This window comes from Mesorhizobium sp. ES1-6 (assembly GCF_020164775.1).
Lineage (GTDB): Bacteria > Pseudomonadota > Alphaproteobacteria > Rhizobiales > Rhizobiaceae > Mesorhizobium.
In genome coordinates this window covers 58,797-84,881 of sequence record NZ_JAIUGU010000011.1, presented here as the reverse complement: position 1 = coordinate 84,881, position 26,085 = coordinate 58,797, and the positions used below count along the sequence as shown (strand labels likewise).

Here is a 26,085-nt window from a genome sequence, read left to right as displayed (position 1 = left end):
AAACGTCGCGGCGGCGGCCCTGTTCCCATAAAAATTGGCGAATCGATGGTTCGAGCCACGCGCCGTGACGGCAAGCGCCTGTCCATGGCGGTGCAACGCCGCGCTGCCCCTCATCCGCCTTCCGGCACCTTCTCCCCGTGAACGGGGAGAAGGGAGCCAAGCCTTTCTGGAAACAGCGCCTTTTCCAGCGGTTCTTCCAGCGTTTCGGCAAACGCCGTCGCCAGATGGTGCCGGTCGCGGAAGGCGAGCTTGCCGCCGATGAAGACGTGGCAGGTGGCGCTGTCGCAGAAGCGGTCGGTGAGGTCGACATAGAGCGTGCCGGGCACGCTTTGCACCACGGCGCGCTCTTGCGCCGCGGCGCCGTCATTGGCGGCCTGCGCCCGCGGCGTGTCGCACCGCGAGGGCGCCTCGCGCCACCACAGCGCGCGGGCGACGCAGGCATCGGCGAAGCTGCCGCCGATCGGCGTGTCGCGGATGACGGCGGTCGCGACGCCGGCCTGGCTGAAGGACTCCAAGGTGGAGCGCAGGCCGGCCTGCCAGCGCGCGGTCTCGGCGGTGCGGCCGGCTGCGGTCATGTCGCGCGTCAGATTGCCGATCGAGAATTCCGAGATCACCACCAGGCGCGGCTTCTCGCGGATGATGTCCGCTATCGCCTGTTCGCGCCAGGCGTCGCATTCGGTGTAGTCGCGCTTGAGCACGGCGCTGAAGGTCGACAGTCGCGAGGCGCGGCATGACGACTTCAGATAGGTGACCACCTTGGTGTCATTGCGCCGGGCCGCCGCGACCAGCGGCGTCGACCAGTGGTCGGCATGCGAATCGCCGAACAGCACGATGGTGTTGGCGGCATCGGCCGGCCCGAAGGTGCACGGTTTCGGCTTCACCGTCTGGAAGTCGAGCAGGCAGTTCGCGTCGGTGGCGCGCGCGAGGGAAGGCTGTTCGGCGGCCTCTTCGATGCCGCGCTGGGTGGGGTCGATGCTGCGCGTGGCCAGATGCGCGTTGGCGTAGGCGGCCGCCACGCCGGCGCCTGTCAGCACGAGGGCGGGGGCTAGCACAAGCCCGGGGAAAAGCCGGAGCGGTCTTGCGTCCGGACCGGCGTTGAGGCGAAAGGCTTTCGCGGCCGCCGCCAGCCAGTCGCCGCGCCGCGCCGGATTTTCGATCAGCCGATAGGTGAGCGCCGACAGAACCAGCGCCAGCACGGCGCAGCCGAGGCGCTGCGCCACGCCGATATCCGGCCGCAGCATTCCGGCATAGACGATGACCGGCCAGTGCCAGAGATAGAGCGAATAAGAGAGCGTGCCGACCCACTGCAAGGGCGCCAGCGAAAGCAGGGCGGCGGGCGCCAAAGCCTGCCAGCGCGTCGCGCCGGGGGCGTCGGCCTGCTCGCCGGCGCCGCTCAAGAGCACCAGCACGGTGCCGACAACCGGCAGCAGCGCATACCAGCCGGGGAAGGGCAGGTCTTCGCTCAAGGTGAGGTAGGCTGTCGCGATCAGCGCCAGGCCGAGCCACCCCTGCGCCGCCCGCAGCCAGGATCGGTGATGCCAGAGCGCCGGCGAGACGAATGTCGCCAGGCCGCCGGCGGCGAACTCCCAGGCGCGCAGCGGCGAGAAGTAGAAGGCCCAGGCCGGCGCCAGGCTGGTGAGCCAGAGGCAAGCGGCGAAGGAGGCGAGGCCGACGATGCCGATCACCGCCACGGTCATGCGCCGGCCCGGCCGCAGCCAGGCGGCCAGGACAAGCAGCGCCGGCCAGACGAGATAAAACTGCTCCTCCACCGACAGCGACCAGAAATGTATGAAGGGGTTGCTCAAGGCGTCGGCGGCGAAATAGTCGAACGACCAGCGCAGCAGCCACAGATTGATGGCGTAGGCCGCCGCATACATGGCGCCGCGCGAATAGAGCGCCTGTTCCTGCGGCGCCATGATGAGGCTGCCGACGGCAAGCGTGGCCAGGATGACAAAGATCGCGGCCGGCAGCAGGCGCCGAGCGCGCCTGGCATAGAAGCGCCAGAGGTCGAGCCGGCCGGTCTCGGCGATCTCCTGCATCAGATGCGTCGTGATCAGCCAGCCGGAAATGACGAAGAAGATGTCGACGCCGGCAAAGCCGCCCGGCAGCGCCGTGAGGCCGAAATGATATGCGACGACGCCGCCAACCGCCAGCGCGCGCAAGCCCTGTATGTCAGGCCGAAACGATGCCGCCACGAGGTCTCCTTGGTGCAAGCCCGAAGCCAGCCCTTGCCGGTATCGGCCGGGAAGGTCGCTACCGCAATGCAACAAGTTTCTTGTCGCAATGCAACATGTTTTTCGCAGTGCAACATGGCCAGAAAAAGGACGGCCGGTGGGAAGGGGTATCGCCTGGGTGCCGATGGATCCGGCTTTACCCGCCGTCGACACAAGCGCCGCGCGGCCTCCCAGGAGCGAAGCCGGCACGCCGCATCAGCCTTTCCGGGGGCGAAACCGGCGAACATGATCAACGGGCGACAAGTCGGGGCGGTGGCAGTCACAAAAAGACAGCCCCGCGAACGGGGCTGTCTCCAGGGCAGTGGCGCGTTATCAGCTGCCGCCGTTCAGCTTTACGCTGCTGCAGAATTCCGGATGGGTGTTGGTGGGGTTTGCGTTCTTGGCCTCGTCGGCGCAGGCGGTCTTCATCGCCGTCTGGTCCTCGGGCGTCAGCGCCTTCCAGGCTTTCACGAAGTCATCATTGCCGACCATCGTTTTCATGCCGGAGTCCGTGTAGAACGGCTTCATCTTGGCAGGATCATCGAGAGCGGACGTTCCCGTGTTGCCGCCCGCGAGAGCCGCGCCGGTGGCCATTGAAAGCGCCATCGCGCCAAGACAGATCATCTTGATGTTCATGATTGGGTCCTTCCCTGTTGCTTTGTGACCGTCGAAGCAACGATCAAGCTTTCTAACGAAACAGTTTGCCAGAAAGTTCCGGATTTTCAGGTCAGAATTCCTCGAAAAGGGCCAAAATAGCGTTTAAACCTACGCGGGATCTGAAAGCAACGCGGTTCTGTCCTGTATCTACTGGTTTCAGCCCAGCCTCTCCCGCCGCCGGCGCCTGCGCGGGCTTCTGTGTGTCGGCCAGGCTTCTGGCCGCCTGGACAACTTCTCGATTCGTCGATGGTTCCCCGGCGACCGACGGCCTCGGACGAACATAAAAAACCGCCGGCGAGAGGCCGGCGGGTATTGAATGGAGGGTCTTGCTATCGCCTTGGCGATCACGCAGCAACGAGGGCGGCTTGCGGAAAGTTTCAGGCTCTCGCCGTCTGTTGCTTCGGGCTCAGCCGGCTGGTGCGCGGCGACCCTGTTGGATCAGCGACCGGGCCGCGTCCGCTCCTACCGCCAGGATGCGATCCGACAGGTCCGGCCCTTCCACGGCGCGGGCCAATTGAAGCGCGCCGATGAGCGTCGCGAAGATGCCGAATGCCACGCCTTCGGGGTCGCTCGTATCGGGCGGGAGGGCGGCCGACACCTGCTGCACCAGGATCATCAGGCGCTCGGTATAGAGTTGCCGCGTTTCGGGCTGCTGCCGCGCGATTTCCGGCAACAGCGCGGCGGAAGCGCAGCCCGTGCCCGGATTGTCGCGGTGCTCCGGCGACAGGTAGGCGTCCATGGCCTTTTCCAGGCCGCCGGAGGCCAGCGCCTCCGCGATCTGCCCGGACTGGCCCTCCAGTGCCGCCGCCACGCATTCCCGTACCAGCGCCGCCTTGGAGGGAAAGTGCGGATAGAAGGCGCCGTTGGTCAGCCCGGCGTCGCTCATGATGCTTGCCAGTCCGGAGGCGGCGATGCCGTCGCCGCGGAACCGCTCGGTGGCGACCTCCATGATCCGGCCGCGCGATGCGTCCTTCCGGCCCTTTTCGTAGCGCATGTCCTTGCTTTCCCACACCACTATTGCATTATGATCATAATCTGATATTACGATCATAATTCAATCTGTCGCGGAAAGCTAGCCCGAGGGGCTCTGGAGCATCAATGAAACGCACTCCGGAAAGATCGCGATCGTGAGAGAGCGAGTGCGATGAAAGCCTTTGTCGTCGATAAATATGAGAAGAAGGGCGCGCTGCGGCTCGCCGAAATGCCGGTGCCCGAGCCGGGGGACAATGACGTCCTGGTCGAAATCCACGCCGCCGGCGTGAACGTTCTGGATTCCAAGCTCCGGGACGGGGAGTTCAAGCTGATAGTGCCGTATCGGCCGCCCTTCGTCCTGGGCCATGACGTGGCCGGCGTCGTCGTGCGCGTCGGCTCGAAAGTCCGCAAGTTCAAACCCGGTGACGAAATCCTTGCACGGCCGCGCGATGGCCGGATCGGGACATTCGCCGAATTCATCGCCATCGACGAGGCCGACATGGCCCTGAAGCCGAAAAACCTCAGCATGGAGGAGGCCGCCTCCATGCCCCTGGTCGGCCTGACCGCCTGGCAGGTGCTGGTCGAAAGGGCAGGCTTACGGAAGGGCCAGAAGGTCTTCATCCAGGCCGGTTCCGGCGGGGTGGGCACGATAGCCATCCAACTGGCGAAGCATCTCGGCGCCACGGTTGCGACGACGGCGAGCGCGGCGAGCATGGATCTGGTGAAAAGTCTCGGCGCCGACATCGTCGTCGACTACCGGAAGGACGATTTCGAGCAGGTGCTGCAAGGCTACGACGTCGTCGTGAACAGCCAGGATGCCAGGACGCTCGAAAAATCGCTGCGCGTGCTGAAGCCGGGCGGGAAGCTGATTTCCATTTCCGGTCCGCCGGATCCCGGCTTCGCCAGCAAGCAAGGCCTGAACGTCGTGCTGAAGCTGGTGATGTGGTTCCTCAGTCTCGGCATACGCCGCAGGGCCGAACGCGCCGGTGTCGCCTATTCCTTCCTGTTCATGTGGGCGCAAGGCGATCAGTTGAGCCGGCTCGCGTCGCTTGTCGAAACCGGCATCATACGCCCTGTCATGGACCGGACGTTTGCGTTCGAACAGACCAACGAAGCCCTGGCCTATGTCGAAACCGGGCGCGCCAAGGGCAAGGTGGTCATCAAGGTCAGGTAGGGACAGTCGGGAGCGAGGCCTCGACCTCCTGGAGATAAAAAACCTTGCTCGGCTGCAGGTGGTCGACGCAGAGCTGCGCCAGCACCCAATTGTCGCTGCGCTTCAGCGCCTCGATCATCATCAGATGGTGCTGGCGCGAGATGTCGAGTTTGTCCCGGTCTGCCAGGGAATTGGCCCGCACCGGCAGACTGAGGCGCATATAGTGCTCGATCGAGGCCACCAGATAGGCATTGCCGCAGGCCGAGAACATGGTCAGGTGGAAGCGGTCATTGGCCTCGTGGATGCCTCTGAGATAACCGGCATCGACATGGCCGCTGTAGACATGGTGGATCTCGGTCAATTCCGCGATCAACGCCTCGCTCGCCGGCAGGCGGATCATCAGCGCGGCCTGGCGCTGCAGCATCTCGCGTACCTCGTAGATCTGCCGCACTTCCTCGGGCGCGAGCCGGCGCACCATGGCGCCTTTGTTGCGCTCGCGCGTGGCGACGCCGAGCCTTTCCAGCTGGTAGAGCGCCTGGCGGATGGTGTGGCGCGAGACCGGGAAACGGGCGAGCAGCACGTCCTCGACCAGGCGCGTGCCGGGCGCCAGCCGGCCGAAGATGATGTCTTCCTCCAGCGCGTGCACGATATCGGCTTCCTTGCCGCCATAGTCGACCGTGTTGAGCATCGCTCTCTCTCGTTGGCCAGGCCAAATCATCCTTGGCGCCGACCACTCTAGCCTTCGCGCGCGAGGCTGGCCACAAGCTGGTCCAGACGCGGGTCGTCGAGGCTGACGACGCCCGACATCCGCATTGCCTGCCGCAGGCCGATCCTGCCGACTTCCTGGCGCATGATGACCTTGATGCAGGCCGGCCCGGCTCCGGTCAGGACGAATGCCTTGCCGACCAGCACCGGCTCCGAGAAGGGCGCCCATTGCACGGCCATGATCGACGGCTCGGCGGTCTGGCGGCGGTTGATGGCGGCGAAATAGATCCAGTTCAGGCGCGAGATCGCCACGCCATAATGCCAGCCCGGGACACGCGCGCCGCCCTGGCGATGGCCTTCGACCCAGCGGGTCACGCGCCTGAACGTCACCAGCTCGGCCTGCCGCCGCACGAAGGTGACCGAGCGCATCAAAAGGTCAGGGCGATCGGGAACCGCGAAGTAGGTGAAGTAGGCGCCGCCGGCGATGGCGGGGCTGGGGCCGCGCACCATGTTTTCGTAAAGCGTTTCGTGCATTGGCGACAGGGGGGCGTGTTGCGATGCCGCCGCTTCCGGCGCGCGGTACAATTCGTCCTCGTCGATGCGGAAATAGTCGCAGATCAGTCGCGCCGTGGCCCGGTTAGGCAGGCTCTTGCCTTGCAGGTAGCGTTCGAATTGCGAGCGGTTCATGTTCAATCCGCGGCAAACCGCGCTCACGGACGGATGGCTGCCGACCAGCCGTCTGAGATTCGCGGCTAGATTCCTGCGAATTGGCACGACCCCGCCCCGACGTCCCGACCATATTCAAGCAATTGCTGATATTAGGGCAATGTCGCACAAGATGGGCGCGGCGCGAATGGGACCTTCGGCCAATATCACCTGCGATGGAGCCAATATCACGTGCGATGGAGAAAGGCCCGCCACCGACGCGACTCGTGACGGGCCTTCTGGAGTAGGCCGGGCGTCCCACCGCCCTGGCCTCTTGCAAAACCCGCCGGCGGCGCGATCGTTCCATCACAACGGGAGGCCCACCTCTGGGAGAGGGTATGCCTTGCGGATCGCTATCTATGAATGATCCATTCTATCAAGCCGGTCTCGACCAGATCGCAGCCGGTAAACTCGTGAACGAGGCTTCTGGCCAGATCGCGCCATTGACACTCGGGCACCTTCGTTTCCGAGACCAGATCTCGAAACACAGCGCGCAGAATGTCGGCATCGAACGCCGAGACGGCAACGGGAACCGGTCATCTTCCCAGGCTCGGCTGTCGTCGCGCTGGCGTTCGCGAATCCGTTTCAGAAGCTCGCGCGATTGCGCGATCACGCGCCGGGAATGGTCTATTTCGCGGCGAAAGGCGACGTTCCCAGCAATGGAACGATGTCGTAGCAGGAAGCTGGCTTCGATAGCGGCCTGCGCTATGTCTTTATAGCTTTCGATCATCGCTGCCTCCCGAGTTGCATTTTTTACGCCTTTGAAGGCGCATCTCAAAGGGGATTCAACGTACGATTCGGTACATACCTCGCCGATGCGGTTCAGCGATGCTCACACCGCCCGGTTGCTCAGTTCCTGTCGGACGGCTTGGAGCGCATCCTCGACACCGTCTCGCGTTCGGCGCGCTTGGAGCGCAACGGCGGCAGGCCCCGATCGATCAGGTCCATGTCTTCCAGCACCATGTCGCCCATGCGCTTGAAGGCGATGTCGAGGGCGCCGGCGCGGTGGGCGGAGCGCAGGAAGCCGGGCAGCGCCCGCACGGGATGGTCCCCCGCCAGCGGCTCCTCGGGAAAGACATCGCTGGCGGCAAGGATGTGGCCGCTCTTCACCGCCGCCATCAGGGCCGGGAAATCGACCACGCCGGCACGGCTGAGCAGGATGAAGGCGGCGCCCTTGCGCATCGCGGCGAAAGCGTCGGCGCCCAGAAAGCCCTGGTTCTCGGAGGTCACCGAGGCGACGACGAAGACGAAGTCGCTCGACGACAGCACCGCGTCCAGCGAGGCCGGCTCGACCCCATTTTCCCTCAGGATCGACGGCGGCAGCCAGGGGTCGAACACTTTTGTTCGGGTGCGGAAACCCGACAGCAGGCGGTTGAGCGCGCGCCCGAGATCGCCGAAGCCGATAATGCCGACATCGGCGCCCGAAAGCAGCCGCGCCGTCTCGTTGCCATCGCCGCCCCAGAGCTCCCGACCCTGGCGGAAGGCGAGGTCGGCATCGACGATGCCGCGGGCAAGGTTGAGCGCCATGGCCAGGCCGAGTTCGGCGACCGGCTCGGCGAAGACAAGGCCCGTCGTCACGACATGGATGCCGCGCGCGAACAGGGTTTCATAGGGCATGTTGTCGAGGAGGTTGCTCTCGACATTGAAGACGCAACGCAGCGCCTTCATGGCCGCAAGCGTTTCGACCGAGATCGGCGGCTGGCCGATGATGTAGCGCGCTTGCGCCAGCACCTCGGTCGGCATTTGCGCCACTCCGTCGGCCGTCGTCTCGACAATGCGGTAGTTCGCCTTGAGCCGCGCCAGCTGCGGCGGCGTGAAGATCAGTTCGAGCGTGCGCGGCTCGGGCGCGCTGATGACCAGCGGCAAGGCGGTGTTCGACATGGCAATATCCTCCCGAAGCGGCTCCAGGGCGCTTCCTCGGGGCCAAATCTATCCTGGGTTAAACGATTTACAAGCACGATAAATCGATTTACTCGTTTCGCAAGCAGGCCGATGGTGAGGCCGGCCCCCGGGAGGAGGACAATGGCGCACAGGCAGGCCCAGCAGCGGCGTCCGTCGATTCACGACGTGGCGGATCGCGCCGGCGTGTCGGCGGCCACAGTCTCCAAGGTGTTGTCCGGCGTCGCCACGGTGAAGCAGGAGAATGCGCGGCGCGTCCTCGATGCCGTAGAACATCTGGGCTACCGGGTCGATCCGCTGGCGTCCGACATGCGCAGGGCAAGGCGCCGCATCATCGGCGCCATCGTGCCTGAATTCGAAAGCGAGTTCTTCGGCCAGATGGTCACCCGGCTGGAGAGCCTTGCCGAAGAGCGTGGCTACACGCTGGTGGCTGCCTCGAGCCGCGAATCCGAGGCGCGCGAAAAGGAGATTCTGGCCCGCATGCATGACTGGCGGGTGGCCGGCGTGGTGCTGGCCCCGGTGCGCAACGAGCATGGACCGGCGGCCGGGTTCATGAAGGCCAACGGCATGACCGGCGTGCTGATCGACCGCGTGCTGTCGGACACGGTTTTCGACACGGTGTCGGCCGACAGCGCCGCGGCCAGCGCGCAAGTGGCGCGCGAACTGGCCGGCCGGGGCCATCGCCACATACTGATCGTCGGTCTTGGCGAACAGGCGGCCACCGTGCGCGCCCGGCTCGACGGATTCCGCGCCGCCGCGCTTGCGCTCGCACCCGACACGCGCATCGACGTGGTGCTGGCCGAAAGCGATGTCGAGCCGCTCAGGGCGCGGCTGCGCGACTATTTCGGCGGATGCGAGGAGAAGGGCGAGCGGCCGACGGCGGTCTATTCGCTGTTCCTCAGGGGTACGCAGGTGGCGCTGTCGGAATTCCGCCGGCGCGGCTGGCGCTGCCCCGACGACATTTCGCTGGTCGGCTTCGACGATGCCGAATGGATGCAGGTGACATGGCCGGCCATCGCCGCCGTGGTGCAGCCGGTGGGCCGCATCGCGGAACACGCCATGGCGGCGCTGTTTGCCAGGATCGAGGGGGAAGAGGGGCCGCCGGCCGCGCGGCTGGAGCCGTGCCGGCTCCTGATGCGCGATTCCGTGGGGCCGCCGGCCGGCAATGCGGCGGCGCGGGAAGGGAGAGGTTGAGTTGACGAACGTCTTTGGACTGCACACATTTGCGATTGCCCCGGTCTGGGATCTCGATTTGATCGAGCCCCAGATGGAGCGATTGAAGGGGCTCGGCATCGGGCTGCTGGAAATCCCGCTGCTGCGCCCCGAGGAGATGGACACGGCGCGCACGCGCGCGTTTGCCGAACGCTGGAATGTCGCGCTTATTCCGTCACTTGGCCTGCCGGCCTCACTCGATGTCGTGGCGCGTCCGGACGAGGCGCTGGCCTTTCTCGAACCGGCCTTCGGCGTCTGCGAGGCGGTCGGCAGCGAGGCGCTCGGCGGCGTCACCTACGGCACGATCGGCAAGACTTCGGGCCGCGCGCCGACGGCAGGCGAGATCGACGGCATGTGCCGCTTCCTCGTCCGCGCCGCCAAGGCGGCCGGTGCGCATGGGCTGAAGCTCGGCATCGAGCCCTGCAACCGCTACGAGACGCATCTGATCAATCGCGGCGTCGACGCGGCCGACATCATCGAGCGCGTCGGCGCCGACAACATCTTCATCCATCTCGACACCTATCACATGCATATCGAGGAGGAGAGTTTCGCCGCCGGCTTCAAGGCGGCGGCGCCCTATCTCGGCTATGTCCATGTCTCGGAAGCCAATCGCGGCGTACCCGGGCGCGGCATGCTCGACTGGGCGGCCTGCATGAAGGCGATCGCCGATATCGGCTATACCGGCGCCATTACGCTCGAAAGCATGAACCATGTCGATGCCGACATCGCCGGCGGCCTGGCGGTGTGGCGCCCGGTGGCCGACAATCCCGACGACGTCATCGGCGTCGGCCTGCCGTTCCTGCGCGAGGCGGCGGCGAAAGCGGGTTTGCGGCTGGGAGCGGTTCGCTGACAGAACTGGACTTCATCTCAAGGGCCACACCTCGACGACGCCATGCGCGACAGCACAGGGGACCTGCGAGACTTTCTCGATGGCGTCGGTAAGGTCAGCAGCTTCGATCACGGCAAATCCGGCGATCGGCAGATCTGATGACATGAACGCACCATCGCGCGTTTCCACTCCCGACGCTTCCGGATTGCGCACCTGTACCGGCGTCCCCGCCCTCCCTATCAGGGCGCCTTCGGAGAGCAACTTCGCGTCCTGTTCATGAGCGGCATCCCTGATGGGTTGGGGCGTGCGGTCATACCCGACCCGGTCGCCATATTGGATCGTAACGAACTTTGGCATTGTGAGTTCCTTTCAGGGTTTCGACGTGACGCGGGTGACGGCTGCCATTCTCGCAACCGCTTCGCGTAGGAGGTCCATGCTCCGGCGATCGCTTCTGTCGCGAGATTTATCGGGGCATGCCGAGCGCCGATCCATCGCGTCAACTTTCCAGTTGCGTTTTGCAACTAGTTTGACCGTATCCGAACCGGTTGCATAATGCAAGTGGATTTGAAGCCGATCTTGGAAGCCTTGCGGCGCCACACCTTCGAGATGGTGAAATCTTATCCTGGCAGGCCGTCGAGGCGTTGGTGCCTGGGATTTTCGGCATCTTCGTGGGATCGCCTTGTTCCGCCGACCTCATTGCCGTGCTGGCCTTCGCTGCCGCGTGCCGTGACGCTCAGCAGGCGCCCGCGTCACGACGGCGCTTTGAAGCGGCGGGCTTTCGCGGCTTGCCGCCGTCGTTTGCCGTGTTGCTCGCCGTGGACAGCCGCTCCTCGCGAAGGCGGGCGGTCTTTGCGTCACGGGCCAGCCGTTCGGCGTCGAGGATGATCCTCGACTCGCGATCGGCTCTCTCGAGCTTTTGCTTGTCGACCACTCGGGTCACGTCGTTCTCCGGCGCGATGCGATGTCCTAGAACCATCCGGATGCGGCAAGGTTCCGCCGGCTCGCGGACCAATCGCGTCAGGATTGCGCCACGCCTGACCGTCCGGCGCGATGACCGGCCTGCCAGCGGGTCAGTTCGCGCTCGGCCTCGGAAATGGTCACGCTCATCAAGCCGTCAAATTCGGCCATGGCTTCCATATGGCCATGGTCAATGATGGATTTACGAAGAATGCGCATCGCCAGAATAGCATCCTGCAACGCGCGGTCGATATTCTTGACCATGACAGGATCTCCTGCGGGGATAACCTGTCGGCGCGCCGCTTGTTCCGAACGAACGGCACTGGATTTGTTTTTTTCAACCCCGTGGAAAGAAACCGCTGTCTTCGATGGCGAGGAAGATTGGGAGGCGCCTCACGCCATGCCCGGTTGCCGCCGCGATCCCAAATGGCGCACCTTGCGGCCGATGAGCATCAGCCGGCGTGCCGTGTTGTTGCGCAGGCGCCGCACGCGCCATTCCAGCCCGTTTTCGGTTGTGATCCGCCTGGCGTAGACGCTCACCCGCATGCCGGCCTCGTCGGAGGCCACCTTGACCGGATCGTCATAGAAAGCGGCGATCTTGTCGGCCGCCATGCCTGGCGTCTCCAGCCAGCGTGGAATGTGAACGGAGTGGAGTTGATCGATGTCGATCATGACCCGCCCAATGCCGACGCCCGGCGTCGGGCATGTCGTCCAGAACGCGTCGCCGACGAAGACGACCCCGTCGCGGCGGTGGCCTTGCGTCGTGGTCAGGTTGATCTGCCTGACTTCGACGGGACTCGCGACGGCGAAATTGCCGCATTGCGCCGATATTTCCGGCATCAATTCGCAAAGCATCTTCTGCGGATCGGCCCGAAAATCCCGCGTCCATTGTTCGGCCACGGTGCGATAGACGAACATGTTGGCCCGCATCTTGTCGCCGAGCGGGAAGATGGTGAGATAGGCCACGCGGTCCGCTGCCCGCTTGCCGTAGCAGGTGACGGCTTGGTAGACGCATTCGCGCGGCGCAATGACGAGGTCGAAACCCATCGACAGCGAATGGGCTTTCGATTGCTCGACGCGCTCGACGCCGATGGCGCGCCGCACAGCTTCGCTGTAGCCGGTGGCGACCACCAGCAGGCGGGCAATGATGACGCTGCCATCGCTCAGCACCAGGCGCTGCCGGTCCGGTCCGGTCGAGACCTCCATGACCTTGCCGACCGTAAGCGGTACCTGCGGGGGAAGGGCATCGCGGAGTCCGTTGATCAGCGCGCCATAGGAAAACGCGTATTCCGGCCTGCGCTCGCGCGCGAACAACTGGCCGAGGCGGAAGACATGAATGTCGTCGAACGGCGTGACGAGACGCATGATCGTTTCGTCGAGGCCGAGCTTCTCGAACAGCCGTATCTGAGCGGTACCGATCTTCTCGGCCCTGAACTCGTCATGATGGACGCGGTGCGGATCGATCAGCGCCACCTTGCGCCCGGCCTTTCCCAGCACCATTGCCAGGGTCGTGCCCGCCATTCCGGCGCCCACGATCGCCACATCGACCTCGGTCGGGACAGCTTCGGCGGCGCTCGCCTCGCTGCCCTTCAAGCTCGTCATCTTTCTGCTCCACAATCTGTGGTGGAAATATCTACCGGACCTTGATCAACCTCAAGCAACCGGCGCGAGTGGCTGGTAGTAACAAGTGTTTAGGTTAACCGCGGTCGCCTCTTTTGTTTCCAGCGCGGCGCGATCGCCGAGCCATCGATGAACTCCAGGCCGCCCGCCTCGTTCAGCGTGTGCAGCTTGCGCCCGCTCCATAGCGGACCAGGGGTTAAGATGGTCTCGACAAGCTGTTCCATGCCATTCAAATCAAGGTGAGTGACGCGTGCGATGCCGAGCGCGGCGCCATAACTCCTGCGGCAATCCTGCACCGGGCGCAGCAACTGGCCGCCGCGTTGCACCATGCGGCCGGCCGGCCGCGCCGAGGCGATGTCGATCAGCACCGGATTTTTGGGATGCGGCGTCCAGGGACCGCGAAAGTCCGGCGCCGACCACAGATGCAGTTCATCGGAGAAGGCGCCGCCACCGTCCCGCACGGTCGCGAACAGCCACCAGCGCCCGCCATGCTCGACCAGGGTGGCGTCGCTGGCGACGATGTCGGAGAGCAGTGTCGCTTCCTTCACCCATCCGCCGGGGAAGGCGGTGGCGCGGTAGAGATCGACCGTGTGGTTGGCGCAGCTTTCGGGCACCATCCAGACCTCGCCGTCACGCTCGAAGACGAAGGGGTAGGAGAGGTGGTAGGGCAGGTCGAGCACCGGCTCCGGGCGGCCGATCGGTCCCGCCGGGCCGAAGGGCACGGCCGAGATGATGGCGCGGCCCAGACGATGGATATAGTCCTCGACGAACAGGGTCACCTGTCCCTGGTAAAGGATCGGGAACGGATCGGCGTAGAAGCGGCTGCCGTCGTCGGGCAACTCCTGCCAACCCGATGCCGGATGGGCGCGCAGATCGAACAGATCCTTCCCGCCGATCTCGCGCCAGCCGACCTTCCAGTGCGGGGCGTTGTAGCAGAGATGGTAGATTTTCTGGACGATGCGCCGCGCCAGCGCCTTGCCCGCCCTGACGCCGAGCCTGCCGGCCGAGGGCAGCGACGGCGCGGCCCTGCCGTCCACCATCTCAGGCAGGACGGGCAGGGCGCCTCGCGCCGCGCCCGTCACCGCTGCCACGATCAGGCTTGCCGTGCGCGCCAGCATGTCCTGGAAGGCGGCGAGCGCGATGCCGCCATATTCGGTGCCGAGGCGTCCTTCGGCGACGACGGCGCCGTTCTCCTCGATGCTGGCCAGCGGGGTGCGGCCATCGAGGATCGATGCCAGAAGGGCGGCTTCGCCGGCGGCGCCGTCATAGGTCACGCGCCAGACGCGTGTCCCTTCCGGCCGCACGTCGCCGCACAGGTCGATCACGAGGTCGGGCGCGGCGGGCGGCGGCGTGCTGTAGGAGGCCAGCGCCGGCAGCGGCAGGCGCTTGGCCAACCCGTCCGCGGGCAAGCCATGGATGACCGTTTCAAGCTGGAACAGGGCCGCGATGCTGCCTGGGACGCCGCTCCCGCCCGGGCGCGCGTCGACGCGAACCTCGACATCGGCGAGCGCCGCCAGGCGCCGCAGCAGCAGCAAGTGAAAAGCTCGGAGGCAGTCGCTGTCCAGGCGCAGGCTCACCTGCATGTCGCACCCCTAGAATTCTGATGGTCGGTAACCGGCCGGTGTTCGATTTCGGGCATGAGAGGCGGGCGGACGGATGGACTGGAGGGAGAGGTTGCTCCATTTCCATTCGTTTCCCGCTCGCTTGCGCCCTGTCAACATGGCCGTTGCCTTTGCTACGCAAACTTCGTGCCAGAAATCAGAAGAGCTCCCAACATAATTAACAGTGTTTTAACAGTTGGAGTAATAGCTAGGCTGAAGCCGCAATTTAATCTTTTGGGGCACATGGAGTGTTGTCGGAGCGACCTTTGCAATCATCCCTGCTCTCGTTGCCGCAACAACACGCTCCGGAGGGGATGCAATATGCCGCGCCGGAGCCGATGCCGGCCGCCTCCTATCCATCCTCGAGTGTCGAACTGGGTGACGTGAAGCGCATATTGGTGCGCCGCCGTTTCCTGATCCTCGCCACCGCCTTGCTGCTGACCCTTGCGGCGCTGCTCTATGGGCTGTTCACCCCGGCGCTCTACAGTTCGGTGGCGGAGATCATCGTCGATCCGCAAGACCTGCAGGTGGTCACCAACGACGTCAATCCGAGCCGCGTTCCGCCCGATGGCGGCATCACCATGGTGGAAAGCCAGGTCGCCGTCGTCCAGTCGAGCGGCGTACTGCTCAGGGCTATCGCGGCAACCAACCTGACCGAGGATCCCGAATTCAACGGGCAGGGCGGATTGCTGAGCCGTCTGCTGGGCGGCGGGTCGGCCGATACCGACAAGACGGGCAAGACACTCGATGCGCTGCGCCGGCGGCTGGCGGTGAAGCGGGCCGACAAGGTGCTGGTCCTCGACGTCATCGTCACCGCCAAGAGCGCCGACAAGGCGGCGATGCTCGCCAATGCCATCGCGCAGGCCTACCTCGCCGACCAGGCGAGCGCGCGCGCCAAGATGGCCACGGATGCTTCCGATTCCATCACCGCGCGGCTCGACGAGCAGCGCAAGCGCGTCCAGCAGGCCGAGAACGCGGTCGAGGCCTACAAGTCCGCCAACAACATGGTGATGGCGGCGGGCAATCTGGTCAGCGACCAGGAACTGACCGAGATCAACACGCAGCTGTCGGCCGCGCAGAGCCGCACCGCGGCGCTGAAGGCGCAGGTCGACCAGTTGCGCAAGCAGGGCGGCGCGCCCGACGCGACCTCCGAGGCCATGCGCTCGTCGGTGATTTCGAGCCTGCGCACGCAAGAGGCGACGCTTGTCGACCAGCTCTCGCAGCTCGGTACCGAACTGGGGCCGCGCCATCCTTCGATGATCGCGGCCCAGCAGCAGCTGCGCGACACGCGCCAGCTCATCGCGCGCGAACTCGGCCGCATCGTCACCGCCGCCGAAACCGACTACGAGCGGGCGCTGGCCAACCAGCAGGCGCTGGAGGCCAAGGTCGCCGGCATGAAGAGCAAATCGCTCGACACCGACCAGGCATCGGTCAAGCTGCGCGAATTGCAGCGCGATCTCGAGGCGGTGCGCTCCGTCTACGCCACCTATCTGCAACGGGCGCAGGAAACGCGCGAGCAGATCAATGTCGACAGCACCAATGCGCGCATCATCTCCAGCGCCATGCCCGCCCTGAAGAAGAGCTGGCCGCCGCTGTTGCTGCTGGTGTTCGGCGCGTTCTTCGGCGGGCTGGGGCTCGGCACCGGCATGGGGCTGATCGCGGAATATTCGTCGCCGACGGTGCTTTCCAGCGCGCAGATTCAATCGGCCATCGAGGCGCCGGTGGTGGGCGTGCTGCCGGCAAAACCGGCGCGCCGCCGCTGGTGGCCTTTCGGCGGCGCCGCCACGCCGGCCGCGCAGAAAACGGATGCGGTCGCGGGCCTGGCGCTGAGACGCCTGTTCGCCTCCAGCCGGCGTCCGCCGAACTGGCCGCTGGTGCCATCGATCCTGTTGACGTCGGCGCCAGAGGACGCCGCGCAGCGGGGCCGGGTGGCGCGCCTGCTGGCCAATGCGGCGGCCGCGCGCGGCAGCCGCGTGCTGTTCATCGACACCAATGGCGGCAAGAGCCAGAAGGAGCCGCAGCCCGGCCTGCTCGACGTGCTGCGCGGCGAATACGCTTTCGAGGCGCTAAGCCAGTTCGCGCCCGGCAGCAATGTCGCGGTCCTGGGCAAGGGACGGCCGAAGGCCGCCTTCTCCGAGGCGCAGGGCGTCTATTTCACGCAGCATATGCTGGCCCAGGCGAGCCGCAATTTCGACCTCGTCGTCGTTGACGGCGGCGCGCTGGCCGACAATCTCAACGCCTCGCCGCTGGTCGCCATGGTCGACGAGATCGTGCTCGTCGCCACGCTGAACGCGACGCCGATGCGCGATGTCACGGCGGCCTCGCAAGCCATTTCCGTCATGGGACGGTTGCCGACCGGCGCCTTGCTGGTCGACGAGGCGGCCTGAGATGGCTGTCATCCGGGCTGCCATCCGGGGTGCCGCCCGGTCAGCCTCCCCGGCGGCCGGCTGGGCCGGCCAGGGTCAAGCCTCGACCGCGCCCCGCGCCGGCAATTCCCTCGATTGGGTGACCGGCTACGGCCTGGTCGCGGTGGTGGCGTTGCTCTTCGCCATCTCTGGCGGGATGCTGTGGCTGGTCGGCTATAATTACGATGGCCTGACCGGCAATCCGGCGACCAAGATCCATCCCTCGACCTATCTGCTGGTGCTGATGTTTGCCTGGCGCGCCTGCACCTTCGGCAACCCGGTCGGCTACACGCTGGCCATCGCCGACCGGCGGCCGGCGAGCGCGCTGATGGCGGTCATCTCGATCCTGCTGCTGGTCGTCGTCATCGTCAGGCAGCGCCCCGGCATGGCCGGCATGATCGACACGTTCGTGGCGCCGGCGCTGCTGGTGATGATGCTGGCGGAGGCCGACGAAAGGACATTCGCCCGGATACAGACCGTCGTCCACGCGGTGATGACGGTGAACGCATTGCTGGCCCTGTTCGAGTTCGCCACCAAGACGCTGGTCTTTCCGTACCGGCTCGACGGCGCGGTGTTCATGAACGACCTGCGCTCGACGGCGCTCCAGGGCCATCCGCTGTCCAACGCCACGGTCACCTCGATCTATGTGCTGGCGCTGCTCTCGGGTTCGCGATCGCTGTCCATGCCGATGCGGCTCGCCCTGATCGGCCTGCAATGCGCGGCGCTGGTCTCGTTTGGCGGGCGCTCGGCGATGGTGACGACGATCGTGCTCGGCGGCATTTATCTGCTTTTCAGCGGTGTGGCCTATCTCAGGCGAGGACGCATCAGCCTGCCGGGTGCCGCTCTTGCGGTCCTGCTCGCCTCGCTGCTGCCGGTGGTGGTCGTCATGCTGTTCTCCTACGGCTTCTTCGACGCGCTGCTGGAGCGCTTCGTCTCGGACAGCGGCAGCGCCAATGCCCGCGTCGAAATGTTCGAGCTGTTCAAGCATTTCGAACTGCGCGACCTGATCGTGGGACCCGATATCGATCTCATCGAAAGCCTGCGCCGCATCAATGGCCTCGAACAGGGAATCGAGAACCCGATCATCCGCCTGCTCCTCTATCAGGGCGCCTTCTTCACGCTCCTGCTATTTTTCGGCTTCGTGCTGTTCATGCACGAAGTGGCGCGCCGCTGCCATGCCGGCATCTGGCTGACGATGCTGGGCTGGCTGATCCTGCTCAACACCTCCGAAAGCCTTGCGTCCAAGACGACGCTGATGACCAAGTTCGTGGTGATCGCGCTGGCGCTGTACAGGCCGGCGCGGGTGAGGCGGCTCCAGATGCAGCCCCGCGAAGCGCACGAACCGTCAATGTCGGTGATTGGCGACAGGCCCTCGCGTCGTCGTTATCCTAGGGCGTAGCAGGAGCGTAGCTCCGTCGCGGAGGATCCATGCCGTGACGTTGACCATAGAATCTGGCGGTCGGAGGCTGCCGCGAACCACGCCGATCAGCACGCCGTCGGCGACCATCTCGACTTTGCCGAAGCTCACCTGAGGCGCAACGCCCTCGATCTGGGCAATGTTCGAGGCGACCTCCTGGCCGTCGTCGTCTAGATGACCGTTGCATATCGTGTGGACACTGCATTACATCCTTGATGTTGGCGGTGGCGGCAGAATTTAAGTTGTCTGGGGAAGATTTTGCGTATTGGAAAAATCATCGCATTGCTTGTGAGCGGAATCGCTGTTGGGCTTGTTCTCACCTTATGGTGGGAAAATTTGCGGTTATCGTCCCAACTGACCGAAGGATTGCCTTCAAGCTTTGGCGCTGCGTCCATAGAGTTTGATGCCCGGGTTCGTGCCCGCTTTCCTCTTGGTATTTCGGTTTGGAAACTTGCCGATGAACTTCGAGCGGAGGGGTTCAATCCAACGTGGTTTGAACCCACCGGGGCATACGGTGCGAAGCGAAACGAGGATAGCTTCGTTTGCAACATCGCCGCGCGGGTATATTGGCGAGTGGGGATGGACGGGACACTGTCTGCAGTCCGAGGCGTTTATCGCGAAGAAGGCTGTCTATAGCGATACATTTTGCCACTTCGCCGCCAGTTGTTCAGTTATGCACAAATGTGCTTTCTTTGATACAAATTGGGAGGGAACAATGAAATTAGGCTTTGCTTTGGCTTCATTCACCGCAGGAATTTGCTTCGCGATATCGGCTGCCTCAGCAGGGCAAGGAGAGCAGAACAACATAAATTTCTTGGCTGGAAAGGACGATGCCTATTTGAAGAAGGTCGCAACAATGGCGGGCGATCTGAACGGCGTGATCCAAAGATGTCGGTTGAGGCCGAACGAGGATGGAAAAGCGATCATCACTGTTCCAGTCCTTTTGTACGATGGGATCGATAAACATCTGACGCCCAATCCGGGCAAGTTCCAGAGGGCCATCCACGTCTATGAAAGAGCCTACGCGATGGCGGTTCAAAGGGCGGGAAATTGTCAAACCGAGAAGGCCAGGCACCCGAACCTCTATCGGTAGATGGGCACCAGACGAAAAGAAAGGGAGGCACTCGGCCACTTTTCGTCGTCGACTCTCTACTTCGCCATCCTCAAACCCAGCGCATCCACCATCGCCGGGTCGAGCGCGCGCGTCGTGTCGTCCATCATGCCCATGCCGTCGAAGAGGTCCCAGAAGGCCCAGGGGAAGCCTGATGCCTCGGCGCTCTGCCTGACATCGGCGATGTAGCGGGCACGGTCGGGGTTGGGGGCTGCGACGTAGCGGGCGTCGGTGCGCAGCGCGCCGAATTCGCCCATGATGACTCGGCCAGGCGCGATGCCGTGGCTGTCGGCCCAGTTGCGCGCCTGGCCGATATATTTGTCGATGAACCAGCGGTCGGGCCTGGCGTCGAAATAAACCTTGAGCACGCGCTCGGTTTCGGCATAGGCGGCCTGCTTGTCCGCTTCGGAGGTCTCGATGTCCTGCGCCATGCGCGCCCTGACCGAGGCCAGCGTCTGCTCGAGCGAACCGGCGGAGGCCGGCCATGGCACGTTGTTCAGCGCGCGGTAGACGGGCTCGCGCATCCAGGGCGCGCCCTGGTGGCTGAACAGATAGGGTTCGTAGAAGTGGAAGGTGAACAGGATCGGCTCGAAGGCCGCCAGCGGCTCCGGGTCGAGCGCTGCCAGCCCGCTCACCATCGAGCCGCAGCCGCCGGTGACGACCAGCGGCAAGGTCGACGACGATGCCCTGGCAGCCGTCAGAAGGGCCGCCTGGACGTTCGACCAGACATTGGAAGAGCAGGATTGCGGCGGCTCGTTGACCGGTTCCAGCGCCACCATGCCCTGTGCGAAGCGCTGCAGCCTGCCGGCAAGCGTGCCGACCAGCGCGCGATAGGCTGCGAATTCGGGGGCGGCGGTGCTGGAGACCATGCGGTCGGGATTCCAGTAATGGGTGGCGCCGTTGGCCTGCACGTTGACGATGATGCCGAGGTCGGCATCGAGGGCGGCCGTGACGGCATCGTCCAGCATCGCCAGCAATTTTGCGCGCGTGGCGGCGTCGGCGGCCAAGAACGGGCCGGGATCGACCGGCAGGCGGATGAAATCGAGCCCGGTTCGGCGCAGCCGGCGAAGGTCGGCCGGTGTCGGCACCGGCCGCTGCGACTGGAAGGGCGGCCAGTCATAGTCGGTGCGCGGTGCGGGAAACTCACGCGTCAGCGCGAACCAGGGCCAGGCATTGACGCCGCGGCGAAAACGCCATTCGCCGGTGGCGGCCAAAGCGGGCGGCACGGACGAAAGTGCGGCCGTGGCGGGCAGCAGCGCCGTCGAAAGCGCGGTCCGCAACAGCCGCCGTCGCGACCAGCCCCTCATACGGCGCCGGGCGAGGGGCGCTCGATCGGCACGGCACCGGCGGCGCTCACGCCGAGAAGCCGGTAGGCTTCGGCTTCGTAGGCGAGCAGGACATCGTCCCAGCGGAAGACTTCGTCGGCGCGGGCTCTCGCCGCCTCGCCGCAAGTCCTGACCAGGGCGTCATCCTCCAGCGCCTGTCGCATGCGCTCGGCGCAACTCTGCCTGTCGGTAAAGAAGACGGCGGCCGCGCCGGCGGTCCATCTGTTGTAGGGGTTGTCGTGGGCGATGACCATGTTGCCGGCGGCCAGCGCCTCGACCAGAGACGGGTTGGTGCCGCCGACCGTGTGGCCATGCATATAGGCGCGCGCGTGAAAACGCAGCGCCTTCACCGCCGCCTGGTCGTAGATGGCGCCGGGCAGCACCACCGACGCGTTGGCCGCCTTGCGAACGGCGACATGATAGGGGATGTCAGGGGAAAGCGTGCCCAGCACGAGCAGCTTCATGTCGCGCTTCTGGCTGCAGAAGGCCTCGACGATGGGCAGGATGTTGTTGTCGGGCTCGATGCGCGCGATCGAGATCAGGTATTTTCCAGGTTCGAGGCCGAGCGCGCGTACCGGCGCCTCCGGCGCCGACGTCACCGGATCGGCGCCATAGGTGATGGTGGCGATGGCGCCGCGCGGCCGGCGCGTCGCCAGGTGGTCGGCGATCACGGGATGGTCGGCGACCAGACGGTGCGAGGCCCAGGCGCCGATCCACTCGTTGAGCCAGAACCATGTGCGCGCCGCCACACCCCATTTGGGCCGGCGCCATTCGATGCCGTCCATGTTGGTGATGATCTTGCGCCGCATCAGCCGCAGCCAGGTCAGGAAGACCGCGCCATTATAGCCGAGCACCAGGCAGACGCCGGGCCGACGGGCGGCGTCGAGCACGCATTGCCAGTCGAATTCCAGCGTCGCGCGCGGGCCTTTGGAGGCGACCTGGATGTGAATGAGGTCGATGCCTTTCCAGCTATCGACGCGCACCCTCTGGTCGACCCGCTCGACCTCCTCCTGGCAGTAGACGCCGACCTTCCAGCCGCGCCCGGCAAGAAACAGCGCCAGCTTCTCGGCGAAGGTTTCAAAACCGCCATGGGCCGCTGGAATGCCGCGCGTCCCGAGGATCAGGATGGCAGGCTGTTCCGATTTCATGACTGCTGGCACTTTTCAGGTCCGCTCGATCCGCAATGCTGTCTCATCTCAAAGCCGCGCCCTTGCGGTAGGCTGGCAGGCTCGATTCCAGCCATCATCGCACCCGGGTTGTAAAATATTTCTTCCAAGCGCCCGAGTTGTTTCATTATCGGTCAACCTTCCCAACGTATGTGTATCGAAACGAGGCCACGCTGCGGCTTGTCGGCCTGCGAACGGATATATTAGCACGGCATAATGCTTGCGTAAGGACTTCTGTGCGCCAGAATCGGCGGAGGGCGCGCAGCATTGGTGTGGTGATCCCAGATCAACATCCGTTGATCCGGGTTCGAGATTCGTTTCACGACCACACTGACAACGAGGGAAGTCCAAAGGGGTGTTGCTTGAAGTTTCCAGCCGCCGATAGCGTCAGGCAGCGGAATCGTCTCACCACCCTGACAGAAAGATGCATTTGAAGATGCGGATTGCCTGCATCCATCAGGGCTACGAGCTCTACGGTTCCGATCGCAGCTTCGCCGAGAGCGTGGCGGCGCTGCGCGCCGCGTTTCCGTCGGCCGACATCGAAGTGGTCCTGCCGCGCGGCGGACCGATCGTGCAAATCCTCGAACCGCATGCGACCCGCATCGTCTTCGAGCCGCTCTGGGTGCTGAGGCGCCAGGCCATCGCGCGCCTTGCCACCACCGAGATGGCGCGGCTGCCGGTCGCGGTGCTGCGGGCCTGGCGGCGGCTCAGGGATTGCGACCTCACCTATGTCAACACCTCGATCGTGGCCGACTACGCGATCGCCGCGCGCCTTCTGCCTGATAAGGCCGTGCTGCACATCCACGAAATTCCCGAAGGCGCCATGCGCAGGATCCTCGTCGGCCTGATGCACTGGAGCCATGCCGATCTCATCTTCAACTCGCGCGCCACCCGCGCAGCGTTCGGCGATCCCAAATCCGCGCGCTCCCATGTGGTCTATAACGGGGTTGCCGGCCCGGCGGCGGTCGAAGCGACGACCTATGACGGCAAGCGGCCGCTCAAGGTGCTGCTGCTTGGCCGCATCAACAGGATCAAGGGCCAGGAAGTGCTTCTCGAGGCGGTCGCCTCGCTGCCGGCTGAGCTGAAGTCGCGGATCGAGGTGCGGCTGGTCGGCGGCGCCTTCGAAAGCGTCGAGCGCGAGCGCGCGCTGGCCGAACTGGTCGCCAGCATGGGGCTTACCGGACGCGTCAGCGTGCTGCCCTTCATTTCCGATCCGTCCGAACATTATCGCTGGGCCGACATCGTCACCGTGCCGTCACGGCGTCCCGAATCGCTCGGCCGCGTCGCCATCGAGGCGATGGCCTATGGCCGGCCGCCGCTGGTGTCGGCGATCGGCGGGCTGGTCGAGGTGGTCGCGGACGGCGAAACCGGCTGGCATGTGCCGCCCGGCGATGCCGCGGCCCTTGCCGGCAAACTCGAGGAAATCATCCTGCGGCCCGAGGCCTGGCGCTCCTTCGTCGCCGCCGGGCGGGCGCGCTACGAAGCGGTGTTCAGCGAGCCGGTCGCTGCGGCGGCGATCGCCGCGATAGCCGCCGACAAGCTCAAGGCGGCGATCGCCAGGCCGGGCCGGACGGCAACCGTGCGCCAGGCGGAGACACGCTCGTGAAACTCCCCGGCCATCTGGTGCGGCGCCTCGTGCTGATGATCGGCGGCGAGGCGATGCAGAGCGGATTCCACTTCGCCCTCAACATCGCGCTGCTGCACATGCTGTCGGCGCAAGGCTACGGCCTCTTCGCCATCGGCATGGTGATGGGCGGCGTCGGCCTGTCCTACATCAGGTCGCTCACCGCCGTTCCCGCCTCGATATGGATGAGCAAGAGCACCAACAGCGCCGGCGTCGATGCCTATGACGTGGCCTTCGGGACGGCGGCGCTGGTCGTCGCGCTGGTGATGGCGCTCGGCACGACGATGGTGATGCGTCTCCTGGGTGATCCCAGTGGGATCGCCGCCGGCTGCTTCGTCGGCGCGTGGTCGCTGCGCAGCCACATGCGCACGGCCTTCTTCGCGCGCCGCCAGCAGGTGATCGTCTCCATCAGCGATGCCGCCTTCACGATCGCCGGCACCGTCATGGGCGGCCTGGCGATCTGGCTGGCCAAGGACATGCTGCAGACCGTGTTCTACGCGCTGGCCGCGGCCAATGTGTTCGGCATCTTCGTCCTGGTCCGGCTGGCGCGCCGCACGCTGCGCATCAGCTTCCGCATGCCGACGCGGCGGCGCTATGCAAGGCTCTGGGCCCAGCTCTGCTGGTCGGCGTTCAGCGCCACCACCACCAACATCCAGGGCCAATGCCTGGCGCTGCTGGTTGCCGGCATTGCCGGGCCGGCAGCCTATGCGCCGCTGGCGGCGGTGATCGTGCTGTTCGCGCCGCTGCGCATCATCAGCCTCGCCTTCGTCAACATGACGCAGCCGGAACTGGCCAAGCTGATGCGCAATAACGAGACCCGTCGTGTCTGGGCCCAGGCGAAGCTGTGGGCTGTCGTCATGGGGCTCGGCGCGGTGGTCTATGGATGCGCCATCCTGTTCGTCCTGCCGATGATAAAATCGCAGGCGCTCCAGGATGCGTCGGTAGGCTTCATCGGGCTTTTCGTGACCGCGAATTTCGTTCCGATCATGCTCTACATCATGCCCCGCATCGTGCTGGAGATCATGGGTGACTTCCGCATCGTCGCGTTCATCACCCTGGGCGGCGCCATCGTCGGGCTGGCCTTGATCGCCATCTCCCTGGCAATCGCCCCCCCGCCATGGGCGCTGCTCGGTTCCGCGCTCTCCGAGATCTTCGTGCTCGCGGCATCATGGTATTTCGTGCATCACCGCATGTGGAACATCGAACATCCGGACCAGCAGCGCGACAGCCGCCTGGGCTCCTGGCGGCGGGCGGTCTCGTTCGCCGCGGTAAAGCGATAGGAGACGGACGTGTCAGGCCAGGCCGTACAAATCGCCGCTGTGACCGAGCTGCCCGACGGGCAGGTTCCGCACGCCGCCGCCGTCGCCGCCAACGACGCCTATACGGCGAAGCTGCACACCAGCCTCGAGGCGGTCAGGCCGCTGTGGCTGCGCCTGCAGGCGCAGGGTGTGTGCACCGGCCACCAGAATTTCGCATGGGCGGAAGGGATCGTCGCGCGGCTGTTGCCGGAAGGCGCGCAACTCCTGCTCGTGGAGGTGAGCGACGCGGCGACCGGCGAAACCAGGATGCTGGTGCCGCTGATGCGCCGCAAGGCTTTCCACCATTGGGTGGTCGAATGGTTGAGCTGTGGCGTCTGCGACTATGCGGCACCGCTGCTGGCCGATGACACTCCATGGACGAAACAATCCGCGCAGGCCGCGTGGGCCGCGCTGTGCTCGGTGCTGCCGCCGGTGGACCGCGTCCACATCGAGGGGGTTCCGCGACAGATCCAGGGCGTTGCCAATCCGCTGGCCTTGCTTCCGGCCACGCGCGATTCGATCCAGACCACTTTCGGCCTCGCCATCGACGGCGATCCGGAAACGGTCCTCAAGCGCCTTTGCAGGCCGTCTTTCGTCAAGGAATTCGGCAAGGATTGGCGTCGCCTGGAGCGGCTTGGCGGTGTGGAACTGGTCGAGGCGCGCGCGCCGGCCGAGGTTGAACGCATCTTCGGCGAGCTGGTGCGGATGCGCCTCGATCGCTTTCGCGAGCTTGGCCGCTTCGACCTGCTGACGCAGGACAAGATCGTCGATTTCTACAGGAACGCGGCCATTCAGGGCCTGCTGGACGGTTCGGTGCGGCTGTTTGGACTGCTCGTCGGCGAGGCTCTCATTTCGGTCCAATATTTGCTGGTTCATGAAGGGACTGTTCACGCTCTGCTGATAGCAATGGATCAGAGCGTCGTGCCCAACGTCTCACCGGGCCTTGCAATCATGGGCAGGTTGATCGGCTGGGCGCGCGAACGGGGTTTTGGCTATTTCGACCTGTCGGTCGGCAACCAGAGCTACAAGGAACATATGGGCGCCAAGGGTTCGGTGTTGGTCGAACTCTGCCATGGGTTGACGATGCGGGGCAGTCTTGCCAGCACCGCCATCGAGTTGCGCAGGGGGGCCGAGGCCTTCATACGCTCCAAACCCAGGCTGCTCAAGGCGGTCCAGGGAACGATGCGGGGTCTGCGGCGCTTGCGTGGATGATGCC

23 protein-coding genes are annotated in these 26,085 nt (G+C 65.1%); 9 read left to right on the top strand and 14 right to left on the bottom strand.

Annotated elements, in window-relative coordinates:
- Positions 1-110 precede the first annotated feature (110 nt).
- The 3 genes from LB564_RS23820 to LB564_RS23810 form a co-directional block, all read right to left on the bottom strand.
- Positions 111-2,195 (bottom strand): acyltransferase family protein, encoded by a 2,085-nt coding sequence (locus tag LB564_RS23820; RefSeq protein WP_224541441.1) that lies wholly within the window; start codon positions 2,193-2,195, stop codon positions 111-113.
- Between the two features lie 351 nt (positions 2,196-2,546).
- Positions 2,547-2,849 carry a hypothetical protein gene (locus LB564_RS23815; RefSeq protein ID WP_224541439.1) on the bottom strand — a complete coding sequence of 101 codons (303 nt, stop codon included), beginning with the start codon at positions 2,847-2,849 and terminating at the stop codon, positions 2,547-2,549.
- Positions 2,850-3,276: 427 nt separating this feature from the next.
- Complete coding sequence (locus LB564_RS23810) at positions 3,277-3,864, bottom strand: TetR/AcrR family transcriptional regulator (RefSeq protein ID WP_224541437.1); 588 nt, start codon at positions 3,862-3,864, stop codon at positions 3,277-3,279.
- 150 nt (positions 3,865-4,014) lie between these two features.
- Between LB564_RS23810 and LB564_RS23805 the strand changes: the two genes are divergently transcribed.
- Positions 4,015-5,016: an NADP-dependent oxidoreductase gene (locus tag LB564_RS23805; RefSeq protein WP_224541435.1), complete on the top strand. Its 1,002-nt coding sequence runs from the start codon at positions 4,015-4,017 to the stop codon at positions 5,014-5,016.
- Here the strand turns inward: LB564_RS23805 and LB564_RS23800 are convergent.
- From LB564_RS23800 to LB564_RS23785, 4 genes are all read right to left on the bottom strand, one after another.
- The gene (locus LB564_RS23800; protein WP_140708882.1) at positions 5,009-5,683 is read right to left on the bottom strand and encodes a GntR family transcriptional regulator; all 675 of its coding nucleotides are present in this window, start codon (positions 5,681-5,683) and stop codon (positions 5,009-5,011) included. The two genes, LB564_RS23805 and LB564_RS23800, sit on opposite strands and share 8 nt — an antisense overlap.
- A gap of 47 nt (positions 5,684-5,730) precedes the next feature.
- Entirely contained in the window at positions 5,731-6,474 is a 744-nt protein-coding gene (locus LB564_RS23795; protein ID WP_224541433.1) for a helix-turn-helix domain-containing protein, read from the bottom strand.
- A 307-nt stretch (positions 6,475-6,781) separates the two neighbouring features.
- Positions 6,782-7,135: a hypothetical protein gene (locus LB564_RS23790; protein ID WP_224541431.1), complete on the bottom strand. Its 354-nt coding sequence runs from the start codon at positions 7,133-7,135 to the stop codon at positions 6,782-6,784.
- A gap of 119 nt (positions 7,136-7,254) precedes the next feature.
- On the bottom strand, positions 7,255-8,286 hold the full coding sequence (locus LB564_RS23785; protein ID WP_224541429.1) for a hydroxyacid dehydrogenase: 1,032 nt from the start codon (positions 8,284-8,286) through the stop codon (positions 7,255-7,257).
- A 141-nt stretch (positions 8,287-8,427) separates the two neighbouring features.
- On the opposite strand from LB564_RS23785, the gene LB564_RS23780 reads away from it, so the two are divergent.
- On the top strand, positions 8,428-9,498 hold the full coding sequence (locus LB564_RS23780) for a LacI family DNA-binding transcriptional regulator (RefSeq protein WP_224541427.1): 1,071 nt from the start codon (positions 8,428-8,430) through the stop codon (positions 9,496-9,498).
- A 1-nt stretch (position 9,499) separates the two neighbouring features.
- Entirely contained in the window at positions 9,500-10,366 is an 867-nt protein-coding gene (locus LB564_RS23775) for a sugar phosphate isomerase/epimerase family protein (protein ID WP_224541424.1), read from the top strand.
- 12 nt (positions 10,367-10,378) lie between these two features.
- Here the strand turns inward: LB564_RS23775 and LB564_RS23770 are convergent, their stop codons facing one another.
- From LB564_RS23770 to LB564_RS23750, 5 genes are all read right to left on the bottom strand, one after another.
- On the bottom strand, positions 10,379-10,702 hold the full coding sequence (locus tag LB564_RS23770; protein WP_224541422.1) for a transcription initiation protein: 324 nt from the start codon (positions 10,700-10,702) through the stop codon (positions 10,379-10,381).
- Between the two features lie 376 nt (positions 10,703-11,078).
- Positions 11,079-11,276 (bottom strand): hypothetical protein, encoded by a 198-nt coding sequence (locus LB564_RS23765; protein ID WP_224541419.1) that lies wholly within the window; start codon positions 11,274-11,276, stop codon positions 11,079-11,081.
- Positions 11,277-11,362: 86 nt separating this feature from the next.
- Positions 11,363-11,566: a hypothetical protein gene (locus tag LB564_RS23760; RefSeq protein WP_140708867.1), complete on the bottom strand. Its 204-nt coding sequence runs from the start codon at positions 11,564-11,566 to the stop codon at positions 11,363-11,365.
- A gap of 129 nt (positions 11,567-11,695) precedes the next feature.
- Entirely contained in the window at positions 11,696-12,904 is a 1,209-nt protein-coding gene (locus LB564_RS23755) for an FAD-dependent monooxygenase (protein WP_224541418.1), read from the bottom strand.
- A gap of 89 nt (positions 12,905-12,993) precedes the next feature.
- Positions 12,994-14,505, bottom strand: a complete 1,512-nt coding sequence (locus tag LB564_RS23750) for a formyl transferase (RefSeq protein ID WP_224541416.1) — start codon at positions 14,503-14,505, stop codon at positions 12,994-12,996.
- A gap of 332 nt (positions 14,506-14,837) precedes the next feature.
- Here LB564_RS23750 and LB564_RS23745 point away from each other — a divergent pair, with 332 nt between their 5' ends.
- The 3 genes from LB564_RS23745 (at position 14,838) to LB564_RS23735 (ending at position 19,438) form a co-directional block, all read left to right on the top strand.
- On the top strand, positions 14,838-16,910 hold the full coding sequence (locus LB564_RS23745) for a GumC family protein (protein WP_224541414.1): 2,073 nt from the start codon (positions 14,838-14,840) through the stop codon (positions 16,908-16,910).
- A gap of 1 nt (position 16,911) precedes the next feature.
- The gene (locus LB564_RS23740) at positions 16,912-18,327 is read left to right on the top strand and encodes a VpsF family polysaccharide biosynthesis protein (protein ID WP_224541412.1); all 1,416 of its coding nucleotides are present in this window, start codon (positions 16,912-16,914) and stop codon (positions 18,325-18,327) included.
- 733 nt (positions 18,328-19,060) lie between these two features.
- Positions 19,061-19,438 (top strand): hypothetical protein, encoded by a 378-nt coding sequence (locus tag LB564_RS23735; RefSeq protein ID WP_189524535.1) that lies wholly within the window; start codon positions 19,061-19,063, stop codon positions 19,436-19,438.
- Positions 19,439-19,494: 56 nt separating this feature from the next.
- On the opposite strand, the gene LB564_RS23730 is transcribed toward LB564_RS23735, so the two are convergent.
- Together LB564_RS23730 and LB564_RS23725 are read right to left on the bottom strand one after the other, a co-directional pair.
- Complete coding sequence (locus LB564_RS23730) at positions 19,495-20,763, bottom strand: glycoside hydrolase family 5 protein (protein ID WP_224541410.1); 1,269 nt, start codon at positions 20,761-20,763, stop codon at positions 19,495-19,497.
- Positions 20,760-21,929 (bottom strand): DUF1972 domain-containing protein, encoded by a 1,170-nt coding sequence (locus tag LB564_RS23725; RefSeq protein WP_224541673.1) that lies wholly within the window; start codon positions 21,927-21,929, stop codon positions 20,760-20,762. Before LB564_RS23725 ends, LB564_RS23730 begins: the two co-directional genes overlap by 4 nt.
- 442 nt (positions 21,930-22,371) lie before the next feature.
- Between LB564_RS23725 and LB564_RS23720 the strand changes: the two genes are divergently transcribed.
- The 3 genes from LB564_RS23720 to LB564_RS23710 are packed head-to-tail and all read left to right on the top strand — an operon-like array spanning position 22,372 to position 26,081.
- Positions 22,372-23,553, top strand: coding sequence for a glycosyltransferase family 4 protein (locus LB564_RS23720; RefSeq protein ID WP_224541409.1), 1,182 nt, complete (start codon positions 22,372-22,374; stop codon positions 23,551-23,553).
- Entirely contained in the window at positions 23,550-24,851 is a 1,302-nt protein-coding gene (locus LB564_RS23715; RefSeq protein WP_140708855.1) for a hypothetical protein, read from the top strand. The genes LB564_RS23720 and LB564_RS23715 overlap by 4 nt, the downstream gene beginning before the upstream one ends.
- A gap of 9 nt (positions 24,852-24,860) precedes the next feature.
- Complete coding sequence (locus LB564_RS23710; protein WP_140708853.1) at positions 24,861-26,081, top strand: GNAT family N-acetyltransferase; 1,221 nt, start codon at positions 24,861-24,863, stop codon at positions 26,079-26,081.
- Positions 26,082-26,085 lie beyond the last annotated feature (4 nt).